General features: G+C 65.4%; 13 protein-coding genes. 5 read left to right on the forward strand and 8 right to left on the reverse strand.

Annotated elements, in window-relative coordinates:
• Window positions 1-54: 54 nt before the first annotated feature.
• From glnL to glnA, 3 genes are all read right to left on the reverse strand, one after another.
• Window positions 55-1,125, reverse strand: coding sequence for a nitrogen regulation protein NR(II) (gene glnL / locus AZSI13_RS06990; RefSeq protein WP_109040462.1), 1,071 nt, complete (start codon window positions 1,123-1,125; stop codon window positions 55-57).
• A 39-nt stretch (window positions 1,126-1,164) separates the two neighbouring features.
• Window positions 1,165-1,668 (reverse strand): DUF4124 domain-containing protein, encoded by a 504-nt coding sequence (locus tag AZSI13_RS06995; RefSeq protein WP_109040463.1) that lies wholly within the window; start codon window positions 1,666-1,668, stop codon window positions 1,165-1,167.
• A 169-nt stretch (window positions 1,669-1,837) separates the two neighbouring features.
• Window positions 1,838-3,250, reverse strand: coding sequence for a type I glutamate--ammonia ligase (gene glnA, locus AZSI13_RS07000; protein ID WP_109040464.1), 1,413 nt, complete (start codon window positions 3,248-3,250; stop codon window positions 1,838-1,840).
• Window positions 3,251-3,515: 265 nt separating this feature from the next.
• Here glnA and AZSI13_RS07005 point away from each other — a divergent pair, with 265 nt between their 5' ends.
• Window positions 3,516-3,968: a rhodanese-like domain-containing protein gene (locus AZSI13_RS07005; RefSeq protein WP_109040465.1), complete on the forward strand. Its 453-nt coding sequence runs from the start codon at window positions 3,516-3,518 to the stop codon at window positions 3,966-3,968.
• Window positions 3,969-4,009: 41 nt separating this feature from the next.
• On the opposite strand, the gene AZSI13_RS07010 is transcribed toward AZSI13_RS07005, so the two are convergent.
• From AZSI13_RS07010 to AZSI13_RS07020, 3 genes are read right to left on the reverse strand one after another with little or no spacing between them, the layout of a single operon-like run.
• Entirely contained in the window at window positions 4,010-4,792 is a 783-nt protein-coding gene (locus AZSI13_RS07010) for a hypothetical protein (protein WP_109040466.1), read from the reverse strand.
• A 3-nt stretch (window positions 4,793-4,795) separates the two neighbouring features.
• Window positions 4,796-5,242: a hypothetical protein gene (locus AZSI13_RS07015; RefSeq protein ID WP_109040467.1), complete on the reverse strand. Its 447-nt coding sequence runs from the start codon at window positions 5,240-5,242 to the stop codon at window positions 4,796-4,798.
• 15 nt (window positions 5,243-5,257) lie between these two features.
• On the reverse strand, window positions 5,258-8,281 hold the full coding sequence (locus AZSI13_RS07020) for a CHAT domain-containing protein (protein ID WP_109040468.1): 3,024 nt from the start codon (window positions 8,279-8,281) through the stop codon (window positions 5,258-5,260).
• 168 nt (window positions 8,282-8,449) lie between these two features.
• Between AZSI13_RS07020 and nadA the strand changes: the two genes are divergently transcribed.
• Window positions 8,450-9,547, forward strand: a complete 1,098-nt coding sequence (nadA, locus tag AZSI13_RS07025) for a quinolinate synthase NadA (protein WP_109040469.1) — start codon at window positions 8,450-8,452, stop codon at window positions 9,545-9,547.
• A gap of 89 nt (window positions 9,548-9,636) precedes the next feature.
• On the opposite strand, the gene AZSI13_RS07030 is transcribed toward nadA, so the two are convergent.
• Complete coding sequence (locus AZSI13_RS07030; RefSeq protein WP_165833381.1) at window positions 9,637-11,271, reverse strand: methyl-accepting chemotaxis protein; 1,635 nt, start codon at window positions 11,269-11,271, stop codon at window positions 9,637-9,639.
• Window positions 11,272-11,418: 147 nt separating this feature from the next.
• On the opposite strand from AZSI13_RS07030, the gene AZSI13_RS07035 reads away from it, so the two are divergent.
• Window positions 11,419-12,174, forward strand: a complete 756-nt coding sequence (locus AZSI13_RS07035; RefSeq protein WP_109040471.1) for an endonuclease/exonuclease/phosphatase family protein — start codon at window positions 11,419-11,421, stop codon at window positions 12,172-12,174.
• 3 nt (window positions 12,175-12,177) lie between these two features.
• On the forward strand, window positions 12,178-13,338 hold the full coding sequence (gene clsB, locus AZSI13_RS07040; protein ID WP_109040472.1) for a cardiolipin synthase ClsB: 1,161 nt from the start codon (window positions 12,178-12,180) through the stop codon (window positions 13,336-13,338).
• 10 nt (window positions 13,339-13,348) lie between these two features.
• Here clsB and gluQRS read toward each other — a convergent pair whose 3' ends face one another.
• The gene (gene gluQRS, locus AZSI13_RS07045; protein WP_109040473.1) at window positions 13,349-14,287 is read right to left on the reverse strand and encodes a tRNA glutamyl-Q(34) synthetase GluQRS; all 939 of its coding nucleotides are present in this window, start codon (window positions 14,285-14,287) and stop codon (window positions 13,349-13,351) included.
• A gap of 87 nt (window positions 14,288-14,374) precedes the next feature.
• Between gluQRS and AZSI13_RS07050 the strand changes: the two genes are divergently transcribed.
• Window positions 14,375-14,917 (forward strand): hypothetical protein, encoded by a 543-nt coding sequence (locus AZSI13_RS07050; RefSeq protein WP_201262330.1) that lies wholly within the window; start codon window positions 14,375-14,377, stop codon window positions 14,915-14,917.
• Window positions 14,918-15,286 lie beyond the last annotated feature (369 nt).

A 15,286-nucleotide genomic window follows, 5' to 3' on the forward strand; every position in this document is an offset into this window, starting at 1 on the left:
TTGTAGTTTCTTTTTGATCAGGCCGATACAGAGCAATTAGCCTGCCAGGCTAGCTCAGGCGTGTTCCAGAGGCAGGCGGATGATGAAGCAGGTACGCCCGGGTCGACTTTCGCATTCCACCGTGCCCTGGTGCTGCTGCACGAAGCTCTGGGCCAGGGTCAGGCCCAGACCGGAACCGCCGTCGCGGCCGGAAACCAGGGGGTAGAACATGCGCTCCCGGATATCCTCGGGAATGCCCGGGCCGTTGTCGATGACCTGCAACTCCAATGCCAGGCGGAAGCGTTTCTTGGCCAGGGTGACCTGGCGCACGGCCCGGGTGCGCAGGACGATCTCACCCTTGCCGGCCATGGCCTGGGCAGCATTGCGGGCGATATTGAGGATGGCCTGGATGAGCTGCTCCCGGTCGCCGATGAGGTCCGGCAGGCTGGTGTCGTAGTCGCGACGGATCTTCAGCTGGCCGGGGAATTCGGCCAGCAGCAGGCTGCGTACCCGCTCCAGGATTTCGTGGATATTCACCGGCCCGGGCTGCATCGGCCGGTGGGGCGAGAGCAGGCGCTGCATCAGGTCCTGCAGGCGATCCGCTTCCTTGATGATGACCTGGGTGTATTCCCGCAGGCTGGGGTTGTTCAGCTCGAACTCCAGCAACTGGGCGGCACCCCGGATGCCGCCCAAGGGATTCTTGATTTCGTGGGCCAGGTTGCGGATCAGCTCCCGGCTGGCCTGTTGCTGCTGCAGCAGGCGCTCTTCCCGGGAGGCACGGATTTGCTGGTCGATGGGCCGCAGTTCCAGCAGCAGGCGGGCATCCCGGGCTTCCTTGGCCTGGGCCTCCACCGGGGTCACGGTGCAGTCGATCTGCAGGGCCTCACCGTCGTCCCGGCGGATTTCCACGTTGTGGCTGGTGTAGCTCCAGTCCTTGGCCAGGGCCGCGTCCAGGGCCTTCTGCAAGCCGCTTGATGCCTGGATGATGTCGGTCAAGGGCCGCTCGAGCAGCACCCGGCCGCTGGTGGCGAGGAGGTTTTCCGCCGCCGGGTTCATGTGGCGGATGCGCAGCTGTTCATCCAGCAGGATGACGGCGGAAGACAGCAGGTCGAGGCCGCTGAAGGGCCCGTTGGTCAGATTAGGCATGGCGGATGGTTAGCAGAAAACATACCAACCTCGCCGAGGTCAGCGCAGATTGCCGATTTCCTTGCGGATGGCTTCGATGTTGCGCTCGTGCAGCTGCACCTTGTCCTTGTAGGCCTGAAGCCGCTCCGCCACCTTGGCGCCATTGATGCCGCCGCCGGCATTGCGCTCCGTCGGCAGGATGTTGTTTTCCTGGTCGGCCAGTTCCTTCTTCGCGGCCTCCAGATTGCGCTGCTCCGTCGCCAGCTCCTGTTCCAGGATGGTCCGCCGGTCATTGTCCCGGGAACGCTGGGTTTCGCTGCCCACCTTGGGGAAATCCGTCGGCGAAGGCGTGGTGACACGGGCCGGTGCCCGGCTGGTGCCGGAGGCGGGGGTGCTGTTGGTGGGATCGGTGATGATGCGCTTGCAGCCCTTGCTCTGCACGTTGGAGAAGGTGACGTGGCCAGCATCGTCGGCACACTTGAAGATATCGGCCCGGACCGGGCCGGTGAGCCCGAGGGCCAGCAGGCCGGCCAGCAGGGAGGCATGGGGAAGCTTGATGGTCATTGCCGCTCCTAAAGTTCGGGGCAAGTGTATTGGATCAACCCGGGTTTTACAAATGCATTCGCCATGGTTCCGGGGGCGACCAAAGCCGCTGCCGGAGCCCGTCGACAGCGTATTCTGCGGGCAAAAAAAAGGACGGCCGCAGCCGTCCCTTTTTCCGTACCGAAGCTGATTAGCAGCTGTAGTACAGGTCGAATTCCACCGGGTGGGTGGTCATGCGCAGCTTGTTCACTTCTTCCATCTTCAGGTCGATGAAGGAATCGATCCAGTCGTTGGAGAAAACGCCGCCACGGGTCAGGAACTCGCGGTCCTTGTCCAGGTTGGCCAGAGCTTCGTCCAGGCTGGCGCAAACGGTCGGGATCTTGGCATCTTCTTCGGGCGGCAGGTCGTACAGATTCTTGTCGGCAGCGTCGCCGGGGTGAATCTTGTTCTGGATGCCGTCCAGGCCAGCCATCAGCAGTGCGGCGAAGCACAGGTAGGGGTTGGCGATGGGGTCGGGGAAGCGGGTTTCGATGCGGCGGGCCTTGGTGGATTGCACGAAGGGCACGCGGATGGAAGCGGAACGGTTCTTGGCGGAGTAGGCCAGCTTCACCGGAGCTTCGTAGTGGGGCACCAGACGCTTGTAGGAGTTGGTACCGGGGTTGGTGATGGCGTTCAGGGCCTTGGCGTGCTTGATGATACCGCCGATGTAGAACAGGGCGGTTTCGGACAGGCCGGCGTAGCCGTTGCCAGCGAACAGGTTCTGGCCATCCTTCCAGATGGACTGGTGCACGTGCATGCCGGAACCGTTGTCGCCAACGATGGGCTTGGGCATGAAGGTGGCAGTCTTGCCGTACTGGTGTGCCACGTTGTGCACGATGTACTTCAGGATCTGGGTCTGGTCGGCGCGACGCACCAGGGTGTTGAAGACGGTGCCGATTTCGTTCTGGCCGGCGGTGGCGACTTCGTGGTGGTGCACTTCGACGGGCACGCCACAGGCTTCCAGCAGCAGGCACATCTGGGCGCGCATGTCGTTGAAGGAATCAACGGGGGGCACGGGGAAGTAGCCGCCCTTGACCATGGGACGGTGGCCAGCGTTGCCGCCATCGAACTTTTCAGCGGTGGACCAGGCAGCCTCTTCGGAGAAGATCTTCACGTAGGTGCCGGACATGTCGGTCTTCCACTCCACGGAGTCGAAGATGAAGAATTCGGGTTCCGGACCGAAGAAGGCGGTGTCGCCGATGCCGGAGGACTTCAGGTAGGCTTCAGCGCGCTTGGCGATGGAGCGGGGATCGCGATCGTAGCCCTTGCCGTCGGCGGGTTCCACCACGTCACAGGTCAGGATCAGGGTGGTTTCATCGAAGAAGGGGTCGATGTAGGCGGTGTTGGGGTCCGGCATCAGCAGCATGTCGGAAGCCTGGATACCCTTCCAGCCAGCAATGGAAGAACCGTCGAAAGCGTGGCCGGATTCGAACTTGTCTTCGTCGAAGGCGCTGACGGGCACGCCCACGTGTTGTTCCTTACCGCGGGTGTCGGTGAAACGGAAATCGACGAACTTGACGTCGTTTTCCTTGACCATCTTCATGATGTCTTGGGGGGTAGCCATACGCTAAGTCTCCTAACTGAACAAGTGCCGGCCGGACCGGCGACAATCAAATAATTCGGTGCGCGACCCTATTAGCAGGTTCCATGCCAGCACTTCGCGCCGAGTAGGCCATTGTGCCATAAGCAAACTTTCCGGCCGGGACTTTTTTGGCGCACGAAAACGGTGCATTTTACAGTCTTGCGCACCATATCGGTGCATTGGCGCATCGTTGCGGGTTCTGGCATATACTTTTTCTCCCCAAACCGAGTTCGCAAGGATGGCTGCCATGGGCAAACTTTCCGACATTCTGACCCTGGCCCAGGAACGGGCCCGCCAGTTCAATCTCGCTTACGGCGGCGCCCTCACCCCCCGGGAAGCCCACGAACTGCTGCAGTTGGCTCCTGGTGCCAAGCTGGTGGATGTGCGCACCCACGCCGAGTGGGATTGGGTGGGCCGGATCCCCGGCGCCGTGGAAATTGAATGGATGCAGTACCCGAGCAACCAGAACAATCCCAACTTCCTCGCCCAGTTGACCCATCAGGTGGATAAGGAAGCCCTGGTGATGTTCATCTGCCGCAGTGGCGCCCGCTCCCACAAGGCCGCCGAGGTAGCCGCCCAGGCCGGCTACACCGAGGTCTACAACGTGCTGGAAGGCTTCGAGGGCGACAAGGACGCTAGCGGCCAGCGCAACAAGGTCGGTGGCTGGCGCGCTGCCGGCCTGCCCTGGCAGCAGGGCTAAGCCACCCCAGCCAGGGCGGAGGGGCCGGGGTGTCGACCCCCTCAGCCGAGCAGATCCTTCAGGCCGGTATAGATGGAAATGGCGGTGGTGCCGATCGCCACCAGGGAACTTGAGACTTCATTGATGCGTGACACCGCAGCCTGCAGCTTCTCCATGCTGGGCGGTCCGCTGACCATACGCCGGGCCAGGGCCATCTTCCACCCGCCATTGCGCACCAGATCGTCGCTACGGGCCTTCAGCCGCCCCAGCAGCATCCCCGTCAGATAGCTAAAACCGACGCTGGCGGCGTATTCCGCAAATTCCCGCCACTCCCCCCGCCCCTGAGGCAACCAGGGCACGCCATCCACCCAGGCCACCACGCCGCTCATGCCCAGCACCGCCAGGGCCGCCATGAGGAAGGCCGCCAGGGCGCCCCGTGCCAGGGCATCGGGCCGCTGACGCAGCCACAGGTAACCAAACGGCAGGGGAATCAGCAGGGAAACAATGCGCAGGTACAGGGTATTGAGGTCGAAGGCGACGACAATCAGGCCGTGGGCCAGCAGCAGCATAACCAGGGGCAAGCCCCAGAAGTACAGCCAGCCCCGGCTCGACGCCGGCACCGGTGGCAGCCCGGCTTGCAGGGTGGGAACGTCCGTCTGGACGGCCGATGCGGCGGAGGGCGTGGCTGCGGGCCTGGTTGTGGCGGCTGCCCGGCTTTCCTCCAGCGCCTGTTCCAGCTCCGCAATGCGTGCCAGCAATGGCTTGAAGAGATACAGGTCGCGGCGGCACACCGGGCAGACCAGGGCCTCCCGGGCGATCTCCGAAACGCAGCAAGGGCACTTCATCGGCTACTTCGCCACGTTCAATTGCAGCACGGATGAGGTCTGGCGACCTTCGCTGTCCTGGACGGTGACACGGATCTGATGCTCTCCCGGTGGCACCTCGGCTCCCGCCAGGTCGATGCCGCCGGCACTCAGGCCGGCTTTGACCCGGGGCAGCAAATCCACCGGCTGGGCCCGCAGATAGGTCACGGAGACGCTGGCCGGATCAATCTTGGCGCCCCCCCGGGGCTCGAAAGCCACCTTCAGGTTGAAGGGCGACTTCACTGCGCCCACCGCCGGATCGGGGGAAACCAGCTTCACCGCCGGCCCCCGGGTGATGCCGCGGGTGGTGAAGCTACCGGCAGGGGCTGGCTGGCGCGCCTCGTCCTCCTTGATCAGGGTCACGGCGGTGGCCGGTACGCTCAAGGCCAGCAGCACAGCACCGGCAGTCAGGGTTTGCAGCATAGATCGCATGGTTTTCTCCTTGAATCAATCGCCCACCAGAACAAAGGGGGCCCAGAAAAGGGGGTGGGCATAGCTGTAGGCAGCCTTGCCCGTCTTGCTGTCAATGGCGCCAGGCCCGGCGAGCAGGGCCAGCATGGCTTGGCGTAGGGCTTCGGCCTTGCCGAGGCCAGGGCTTTGCACCTGGCGGCGGAACAGGTCGGTCATCAGCAGCCGGGCTGCCACCGTTTCCACCGGCCAGTTGGAGACTAGCAGGGCCCGGGCACCGGCATAGAAAAAGGCGCGCCCCAGGCCGGAAACGGCTTCGGCGCCCGCGCCCTCCCCCGCCGCCGTGTTGCAGGCAGAAAGGACCACCCAGTCCGCATCCAGCTTGAGGCCGAGGATTTCGTCCAGGGTCAATAGGCCGTCACCCTTGCCGCCCGCCACCTGGGGGGCGCTGAGGGCCAGGGCCGGCTGGGTCAGACCATCCAGGTCGCCGGGTACCAGGCCATGGGTGGCGAACATGATGACCCGGCGGTTGCTGAGGTCGCCATGGATCACCGCCTGTTCGCTGGCCCGGGCCTGGAGGTAGAGGTCATCCGGCTGGGCCCCCAGTACCCGGCCGATGTCGCGAATTTCGCTGCCGGTATCCGGCAGGCGCGGCAGCAGGGCCAGCTCGGCGGAATCGACGCCGCCGGTGCGGGGAATGTTGCGTAAATGTAGCGCCCCGCCCCGAGTCGCCAGCCGGGTGGTGGACTGGGCGGCCTGGCGGGCCTGCTCCTCGGAGAAGATCGGGTCGCCGAAGCCGATGAAGGGCCGGCGCTCCCGGCTACCGGCCTTGAGGGCACGCAGGCTGCCGAGGGCCGTCACCGACGGCAGCTGGGCAATGGCTAGCTGTCTGGCCAGCCAGGGCTGCTCCCGGTAGGTGGCAAATGCCAGACTGGCGGCCGGCGCGGCTACCGGTGGCGCCGTCAGCAGCACGGCCAGGGGCAACTGGCCGAGGGCACCATGGGGCACCGCCAGCATCACCCTGGCCTCCTGCCAGGCCGGCAGTACCGGCTGCAACAGCTGAAGATACAGGGCATGGGCGGCGCGCCCGTCGAAGGGCGGAATTTCCTCGATGGTGCCGACATTCGGGTCCAGGGCCCGGCGCAGGCCGGCCACCGCTTCCGCCAGGCCCGCCCGGGACAGCGCCACGGGCGCCCCCAGGGCTTTGCCCCGGGCCGGCACCGCCCAGACGTGGCCGCCTTGTTCGCCGAAGTACCAGGCCAGCAGCACTTCTCCAGGGTGCAGGCGGCGGCGCACCTCCTCCAGGGTGGCCGGCTGGGGATCCACCAGCTGGGCGTAATCTGGGTAGCCCCGCAGGATGTCCCGTCGGTAACTCTCCCGCTGCTGCCGCAACTGCTCCACGTCGGCACGAATCTTCTGCTGCACCTGAGGCAGCTGCTGGTCCGGTGCGGCAGACAATAGCTGGGTCAGCAGGTTGTTCAGCGAGTTGATGCGGCGCTGGGCGTCCTGCTCCTGGCGGGCCAGTTGGGCCAGGGCGGGATCGTCGATGCGGGCCCGTGCGGCGCTGGCGGTGAGGGCGCGCTGGACGCCGCTGGAACGGGCAATGTCGGCCAGACGGAAGGATTCGGCCAGGGCATCGAAACCCCGAGGCAGGATAGGCGAATCGGCCAGCCGCCCCAGTAGTTGCAGGTAGCTTTCGACAATCAGGATCAGGCGCTGCTGTCGCTTGCGGGAGCCGGCCTCGGCTTCGCTGTCGATGCGGGCCTGCTCCAGGAGTACCGGCACGGCCAGCTGGAAATCCTTCAGGGCTGGCTCGTCCCGGCCAAGGGCCGCCAGGGTCATGGCGTGGAAGCCGCGAACTTCGGCGGTGCGCGCCGCCTGGTCGCCATAGCGTTGGCGGGCCCATTCCAGCATGGCCCCGGCCATCGGCTCGGCCCGTTCGGCAGCACCGGTGCGCAACAGCGCCAGCACCCAGTCCAGATCGGCAGCACCGGTCTTGGCCAGGAGTTCCGGGGCATTGCCGATACCGGCTCGCAGTGCCTCAAATACCGGCAGGGCTTCGCCATATCGCCCCTGGGCCACCAGGGCCGCTGCCACGGCACGCCGGGCGTCGGCCAGCAACCGGGATTCCGGTGCCGCACCGGCCTGCAGAAAAGTATCCAGGGCAGCCTGGGCCAGGCGGGACGATTCCTCCAGCCGCCCCTCCTCGGCCAGGATGGCCGCCAGCAGGCGGATGCCCTGGCCCACATCGGCCGAATCCCGCCCGGCCCGCTCCAGGGCATGGCGAATGGCCTGGCGTGCCGCCACTTCCGCCTCGGCGGTCTTGCCCTGGGCCAGGAGGACACTGGCCAGGCTGCGCTCAAGCACTTCGGTAAAGCGCCGGGTACCGTCGGTGGTACCGCCATCCAGCCCGCGATCAAGGAGGCGGGGCAGCCTTTCCAGGTAAAGGTCGTTTTCCCGCAGGGCACGGCGATAGGCCCCCTCAGCCTCGACGAAGCGGCCTTCGACCCGGAACAGTTCGCCACGCCCCCGTTCGTAGGAAGAAAGCCAGGAATGCCCGTAGTTGTCCCAGCTCTTACCGCGCTTCAGCACCACCAGCAGGCTTTCCAGCTCCCGCAGGCGGGCCCGTGCAGACTCGAAATCGCCGATCAGGGTGTATTGGTAGGCGGCCAGCTGCAAGGTGCCCACCAGCAGGCCGGAAGTGTTCTTCGGCGCCGTGGCGATGGCCTCTTCCGAGTAGCGCAGGGCGCTCAGCAGATTGCCGCCGGAAGTCTCCGCCGAAGCCAGTTCGCGCAAGGCCCGCACGTGGCGGGGAGTACCCGGCTCGCCCTGCTCCCGGGCCAGACGCAAATCCTCGATCTGCTGACGGATGCGGCCAATGCGGCCCGCCGCCCGGGCCCGCTCCAGGTAAAACTCGAACAGGCCGTTGCGGTCAGAGCTTTCGGGGGCCGCCTGCTCCGCCGCCCGCAAGGCGGCAGCAGCGGCCTGGGTATCCGGCTGGTACTGCTCCAGCAGGCGGGTGACGTCCTGGATGGTGCGGGGCGGCGGTGCCTGCAGCAGCATTTCCGTCTCCCCTTCGGCCTCGACGGCGGACGCGCGACCGCCTGCCGCGCCAAGACAAAGCAGCAAAAGAGAGGCAGCGCAGCAATGATAGAATTTCTGTTTGCGCAAGATCGGCTCCAACCCGGGGCCCCGAGGCCACCTGCATTCCGTACGGGAACATACTAGCAAATGCACGCCACCATTCAATTCGACCGTTTCAACCAGATGGCTGATGCTGACTGCCAGGAACGCATCCGCGCTGCCCGCGCCAAGCTGGGCAAGAAGGCGGTCCTGCTCTGCCATCACTACCAGCGGGCCGATGTGTACCAGCACGCCGACCTGACCGGGGACTCCCTCAAGCTGTCCCGCCTGGCCTCCCAGACCGATGCGGAATACATCATTTTCTGCGGCGTGCACTTCATGGCCGAAGTAGCGGACATCATGTCCAAGCCCGAGCAGATCGCCATCCTGCCCGACCTGGCCGCCGGCTGTTCCATGGCCGACATGGCCAACCTGGCCAAGGTGGAGCGCTGCTGGCGCGAGTTGAACGAAGTGCTGGGGGATGCGGAAGCCCAGGTGACGCCGGTCACCTACATCAACTCCGCCGCCGACCTGAAAGCCTTCTGCGGCGAGCGGGGCGGCATCGTGTGCACCTCCTCCAACGCCGGCACCATCGCCCAGTGGGCCTTTGCCCAGCGCGAAAAAGTGCTGTTCTTCCCCGACCAACACCTGGGCCGCTGGACCGGCCACAACCTGGGCATCCCCATGGAAGAGATGGTGGTGTGGGACCCGGACCTGGAATACGGCGGCCTCACGCCCCAGCAAATCAAGGATGCCAAAATCCTGCTGTGGAAGGGGCACTGTTCGGTACACCAGATGTTTCAGCCGACCCACATCCAGCGCTTCCGCCAGCAGTATCCGGACGGCCTGGTGATCTCCCACCCGGAGTGCTCATTCGATGTCTGCAAGGCCTCCGACTACGTGGGTTCCACCGAATACATCGTCAAGGCCATCAAGGAAGGCGCTCCCAACACCCGCTGGCTGGTGGGCACCGAACTGAACCTGGTGAACCGTCTGGCGGAAGAAGTGAAGCCGGAAGGCAAGATCGTCCAGTTCATGGCCCCCACGGTATGCATGTGCTCCACCATGCAGCGCATCGACCCCCAGCATCTGGCCTGGACCCTGGAAAACCTGGCCGAGGGCAAGGTGGTGAACCGCATCAGCGTGCCCGCCCACGAGGCCCCCATGGCCAAGCTGGCCCTGGACCGGATGCTGGCCATTTCCTGAGCCTGTCATCGGAACAAAAAAGGGCGTCCGCGGACGCCCTTTTTTGTTCCCTGCGACGAACCGGCGCGGGCCCTATGGCCTACAGCCGCCTACAGCCGGAACCGCGCCACCGCCTCATGCTGGCCTTCCGCCAGCCGGGTCAGGCTCATGGCCGTCTGGGCCACCTGCTGGATGGCCTGGTTGTTGTCACCGGAAACCCGGGCAATTTCATCCACCTGATCGGTGACATGGCGGCTGTTGTCGGCCTGGGATTTGAGCGCCGCCGAAATGGCCATGATCTCGTGAGTGATGGCATCGGTGCTGGTCTTGATCTCCAGCATGCTGGATGCGGCCTGCTGCACCAGGCCCACTCCTTCCTGGGCCTTTTCCGAACCGGCCAACATGGAGGCCACGGCCTTGGTCGTACCGCTCTGCACGGCGGTGATCATGTTGGTGATTTCGTGGGTGGACTGGGCGGTGCGCTCCGCCAGCTTGCGCACCTCGTCCGCCACCACAGCGAACCCCCGGCCGGTCTCCCCCGCCCGGGCGGCCTCAATGGCTGCATTGAGGGCCAGGAGATTGGTCTGGTCGGCAATTTCCTTGATCACATTGACGATGTCGGAAATGCGCCGGGACTGGTTGCCCAGGTCCTGGATGGTGTCGGAGGTTTCGCCGACCCGCTGCGCCACTTCGGCCACTTCCCGGGCGGTGCGGCCGACCGCGGCGCTACCTTCGGCAGAGGTGGTGCCGGCCTGGAGCGCCATGGATTCGGAACGCTGGGCGCTATCGGCCATGGCGGCAATGCTATCGGTCAGGGAAGCTACCGCCCCGGCAATCTGCTGGGCCGACAGGGACTGGTCCTGGGTGCGGGAGGACACCTGTTCGGCCGACACCGACAACTGCTGGGAGGCGGCAAAAATCTGGTCCGCGCTTTCCCCGAGGTGGCCGATCAATTCCCGCAGGCGCCCCTGCATGGTCTGTAGGGCCAGCATCAGCTCCCCCAGTTCGCCCCCCACATCAATGGTGACCGGCGAACACAAATCCCCTTCCGCTACCCGGGCCGCCACGTCCGCCGCCCGGCGGACCGCGGCAATCAGCCCGCCGCTGACCACCATGGCCAGGGCAGTACCGCCCAGCAGGGCCACCAGCAGCACCACGGCCAGGCCGATGCTGGCGCTGGAAACCGCCGCTTCGGCCCGCTGTTCCTCCGCGACATTGGCGCGGTTGGCCATGTCCACCACCCGGTCCACCGCCTGGCGATGGGTTTCGTAGGCACTGCGCAGGGCCTTCAGGTCCTCCCGCAGGGCCCCCGCATCCCCGGCCTGCAGATGGGGCAGAAAGCGGGAATCCACCAGCTGGAAAAAGGTCTCGGCCGGGCGATGGGCCTGATTGAGGAACTGCTCGCGGATATCGGCGGCCAACGGCTCTCCCTGCCAGAAGGCGTGGCGGGTGGCGTATTCCTTCTTCAGGTCACCGAGGCGCCCGATCAAGACAGGCCGGTCAGCAGCCCGTTCCGGGTCCGCCAGTTGCAGCACCACCAGATAGGACTCGATGATGTAGTTGGGCGGCGGCAGGATGTCGGCCACCAGATCCTTGCCGCGCACGATGTCGCGGTAGATCGGCCCATTGACCTCCACCTGGCCCAGGGTACGGAAGGACCAGGCACCGAAAATGAGCATGCCGGCCACCAGTACGCCGAGCATGATGGCCACCTGAGTGCGCAGCTTGAATTGGGAAAAGTTCACGGTCATCTGCCTTTACGTGAGAATTCCGCGAATGCTATCAGGGCCTTAGGAGAACCGAACCTAGGGCATTTCCCAGCTATCCAGCCGGACGCGGGCCTCGTGATACCCTTGAAGTTCAGGAATTAGTACGGACAGGCCCGGTCTGCCATGCCGAATCCCACCCTCCATATCGCCACCTACAACATCCACAAGGGCTTCTCCCAGTTCAACCGCCGCATGATGGTGCACGAGCTGCGGGACCGCCTGCGGGCCCTGGGCCCGGACCTGGTCTTCCTGCAGGAAGTGCAGGGCCTCCACCTGGGCCATGCGGAACGCCACGAGCACTGGCCGGATGCACCCCAGCACGAATTCCTCGCTGCCGACGTCTGGCCCGACGCTGCCTACGGCCGCAACATGGTTTACGACCACGGCCACCACGGCAACGCCATCCTCTCCCGCTTTCCCATCCTCTCCAGCCACAACCAGGATGTGACCCACCTGCGCTTCGAGCGCCGCGGCCTGCTCCACTGCCAGGTCCAGCCCCCCGGTTGGGATCGGCACCTGCACTGCGTCTGCGTCCATCTGTCGCTCATCGGCCGCAGCCGGCGGCTGCAGCTGGGCGCCCTGGCCGAGCGTCTGGAAGATCTGGTGCCGCCGGATGCTCCCCTCATCATCGCCGGTGACTTCAACGACTGGAGCAACCGGGCCGATGGCCTGCTGGCCGACCGCCTGGGCCTGATCGAAGTTTTCCACGACAGCCGGGGCCGCCCGGTGCGCAGCTTTCCCGCCGGCCTGCCCCTGTTCCGCCTGGACCGCATCTACGCCCGGGGCTTTGCCGTACAGGCAACCCAGGTGCATTTCGGCCAGCCCTGGTCCCGCATTTCCGACCACGCCGCCCTGTCGGCTCACCTCGAGCCTGCCTGAGGCATGGGCGCCGACTTTCTTCCCGGTAACCGCATCACCCTGCTCAACAGCGGCGCCGAGTTCTTCCCCGCGCTGCGCGCCGCCATCGACGGAGCAACGGAGAGCGTGCACCTGGAAACCTATATTTTTGAGGCGGACGACACCGGCCTGGCCATCGCCGCCACCCTCTCCCGCGCCGCCCAGCGGGGGGTTGCCGTGCGGGTGCTGGTGGATGGCTTCGGTGCCCGGGAGTTTCCCCGTACCCTGATGCCGGCCCTGGTGGCCGATGGCGTGCAGGTACTGGTCTATCGCCCGGAACTGGCGCCCTTCCGCCTGCGCCGCCACCGCCTGCGCCGCCTGCATCGCAAGATCACCGTGGTGGATGGCCGCATCGCCTTTGTCGGCGGCATCAACATCATCGACGACCGCAACACACCCCATCAAGTACCGCCCCGCTACGATTACGCGGTGCGACTGGAAGGGCCGCTCCTGGCGCCGGTGCAGCGAGCTGTCCAGCATCTCTGGGAACTGGTGGTGTGGGCCAGCTTCCGCCGCCGCTACCGCCTGCCGGCGCCGACGCCCGCCTGTTGCCCCATCACCGGGCAGCAGACGGCGGCCTTTCTCATTCGCGACAACCTGCGCCACCGCCGGGATATCGAAGATGCCTACCTGGAGGCCATTGCCGGCGCACGACAGGAAATCCTCATCGCCAATGCCTATTTCCTCCCCGGCCGGCGCTTCCGCGAAGCCCTCAAGGCGGCAACCGAACGAGGGGTGCAGGTGACGGTACTGTTGCAAGGGCGGGTGGAATACCGGCTGCTGCACTACGCCACCCAAGCCCTTTACGGCCCCCTGCTGGAGGCCGGCATCCGCATCGTCGAATACCACCGCAGCTTTCTCCACGCCAAGGTGGCGGTGGTGGACGGCAGCTGGGCTACCGTGGGCTCGAGCAATATCGACCCCTTTTCCCTGCTGCTGGCCCGGGAGGCCAATGTGGTGGTGAAGGATCAGGGTTTTGCCGAGCAACTGCAGGCCAGCCTGGAGCAAGCCATGCAGGAGGGCAGCCGGGAACTGCTGCCGGGTCGCTGGCGCCGCCTGCCCTGGCATTCACGTCTGATGCGACGCCTGGCCTATTCCCTGGTGCGCCTGCTGATCGGCATCGCCGGCTACGGCGCCAAGCACTGAACCCTTCCGCCTAGGCCGGCAAAACAATGGACCGGCGGGCCGGCACCTTGTCGAGCTGCCAGTGGGCCAGGGCCCAGGCCCAGAGTTCTACCTGGCCTGCCCGGCTGAGTTCCAGCGGCGGTTCCTGCCCGAGAAAAGCCAGGGCACGGTAGAGGGCGGGGCCGGGGTCGGCATCATCGAGGGCCGGCGCCCGGGTCTGCTTGGAGAGTTTCTCGCCGGCCTCATTGGTGGCCAGGGGCAGATGCACGTAGGCGGGCCGGGGCGCCGCCAGACAGTCTTGCAGCCAGAGCTGGCGTGGGGTCGAGTCGAGCAGGTCGGCGCCGCGCACCACGTGGGTGATGCCCTGGAAGGCATCATCCACCACCACCGCCAGCTGGTAGGCGTACTGCCCGTCAGCCCGCAGCAGCACGAAATCCCCCACATTCTGTTGCAGGTTCTGCCGACAGGGGCCGAGCAGGCCGTCCTCAAAATCCACCTCGATATCCGGCACGGCGAGGCGCCAGGCGCGCACTTGCCGCCCCGGCGGCAAGCCATGGCGGCAAATACCGGGATAACGGGGGGCGCCGTCCACTGAACGTCCCCCCCCACCCTCGGCGATCTCTTTGCGTGAACAGCCGCAGGGATAGGCCAGCTCTGCCGCCTGCAACTGCGCCAGGGCTTCACCATAGGCCGCCAGGCGCTGGCTTTGCCACAGCACCGGGCCGTCCCAGGCAAAGCCATAGGCCTCGAGGCTGCGCAGGATGGTCGATGCCGCCCCGGGCACGGTGCGGGGCGCGTCCACATCCTCCATGCGCACCAGCCACTCACCGCCGCGGCAACGGGCTTCCAGGCAGCTGCCGAGGGCGGCCACCAGGGAACCGAAATGCAGGGGGCCGGAGGGCGACGGGGCGAAACGGCCCCGGTAGTGCCGTGGCGCGCATGGATCAGGATTTGGCAATTCGTATGACATGAATCAAATAGTCGTTTGACGTACTTTTATAGCATCCCTTCCGCCTCTACGGCGGCACTCTTTATAACAATACAAGGTATTCCAATAATGAAAAAAACCGCTTTATCCCTCTCCGCATCCACGCTGCTTTTACTCTCCGGATGCGCATCCATCACCGGGGAGACAACCCAATCCATGCGCGTCGAAACCCGCATGGCCGATGGCACCGAAATCCGCGATGCCGAATGCGAACTGCAAAACGAATATGGCGCTTTCCGCGTCAAGACGCCGGGCGCCGTCACGGTGCGCCGTTCCGGCAGCGAGCTGCAAGTGACCTGCCGCAAGGAAGGCCTGGCTGACGGGCGCGCCACTGCGGTATCCCGCGCCAACGGGGGAATGTGGGGGAACATTCTCTTCGGCGGCGGCATCGGGGCCGTCATCGACCATAACAAGGGCACGGCCTACACCTATCCGCAATGGGTGCAGATGGTCTTCGGCAAGCTGCTGGCCTTTGACCGCCGCGATGATCAGGAAGGCCAGCCTTCCCTGGCCAAAGAGGTCGGCAGCACCGGGCCTGCCGATGCGGCACAAAACGCAGCGACCACGCCGCCCGCCACGGACAAGCTGGCGAAAAGCGAAGCACAGAAATGACAAAGGGCCCGCAAGGGCCCTTTTCTTTGCGGCAAGTCGATTAGACGTTGAAGCGGAAGAGTCACACGTTGAACCTAAAATCCCCATAAAAATCCAATTCTTGCGGGGCGTTGCGCAACGGATCATTCTACCGCGCACATAATATACCCCCCAAAGATACCCCCATTCTACGACGATACCCCAAGACACTCGCAGCAACCCCTCAAACTGCGTGCCGGCCTGCCGTGAGCGCGGAAGCGTGCTGCTGGTCGGTGATCAGCCTCAGGGAGTAATTGTACCGCCCGCGTCACAAGTAATGGGCCGACCAAGGGATCGACTCTCGCCATTACGGTTTGCAAAGTGAACCGTGATGGCATCACGTTGCAAACC

Source organism: Azospira sp. I13, from assembly GCF_003112695.1.
Classification (GTDB): Bacteria; Pseudomonadota; Gammaproteobacteria; order Burkholderiales; family Rhodocyclaceae; genus Azospira.

Excerpts from the sequence above, each read along its gene's own strand:
- glnL (WP_109040462.1), bottom strand. The coding sequence starts at position 1,125 with ATGCCTAATCTGACCAACGGGCCCTTCAGCGGCCTCGACCTGCTGTCT.
- AZSI13_RS06995 (WP_109040463.1), bottom strand. The coding sequence starts at position 1,668 with ATGACCATCAAGCTTCCCCATGCCTCCCTGCTGGCCGGCCTGCTGGCC.
- glnA (WP_109040464.1), bottom strand. The coding sequence starts at position 3,250 with ATGGCTACCCCCCAAGACATCATGAAGATGGTCAAGGAAAACGACGTC.
- AZSI13_RS07005 (WP_109040465.1), top strand. The coding sequence starts at position 3,516 with ATGGGCAAACTTTCCGACATTCTGACCCTGGCCCAGGAACGGGCCCGC.
- AZSI13_RS07010 (WP_109040466.1), bottom strand. The coding sequence starts at position 4,792 with ATGAAGTGCCCTTGCTGCGTTTCGGAGATCGCCCGGGAGGCCCTGGTC.
- AZSI13_RS07015 (WP_109040467.1), bottom strand. The coding sequence starts at position 5,242 with ATGCGATCTATGCTGCAAACCCTGACTGCCGGTGCTGTGCTGCTGGCC.
- AZSI13_RS07020 (WP_109040468.1), bottom strand. The coding sequence starts at position 8,281 with ATGCTGCTGCAGGCACCGCCGCCCCGCACCATCCAGGACGTCACCCGC.
- nadA (WP_109040469.1), top strand. The coding sequence starts at position 8,450 with ATGCACGCCACCATTCAATTCGACCGTTTCAACCAGATGGCTGATGCT.
- AZSI13_RS07035 (WP_109040471.1), top strand. The coding sequence starts at position 11,419 with ATGCCGAATCCCACCCTCCATATCGCCACCTACAACATCCACAAGGGC.
- clsB (WP_109040472.1), top strand. The coding sequence starts at position 12,178 with ATGGGCGCCGACTTTCTTCCCGGTAACCGCATCACCCTGCTCAACAGC.
- gluQRS (WP_109040473.1), bottom strand. The coding sequence starts at position 14,287 with ATGTCATACGAATTGCCAAATCCTGATCCATGCGCGCCACGGCACTAC.
- AZSI13_RS07050 (WP_201262330.1), top strand. The coding sequence starts at position 14,375 with ATGAAAAAAACCGCTTTATCCCTCTCCGCATCCACGCTGCTTTTACTC.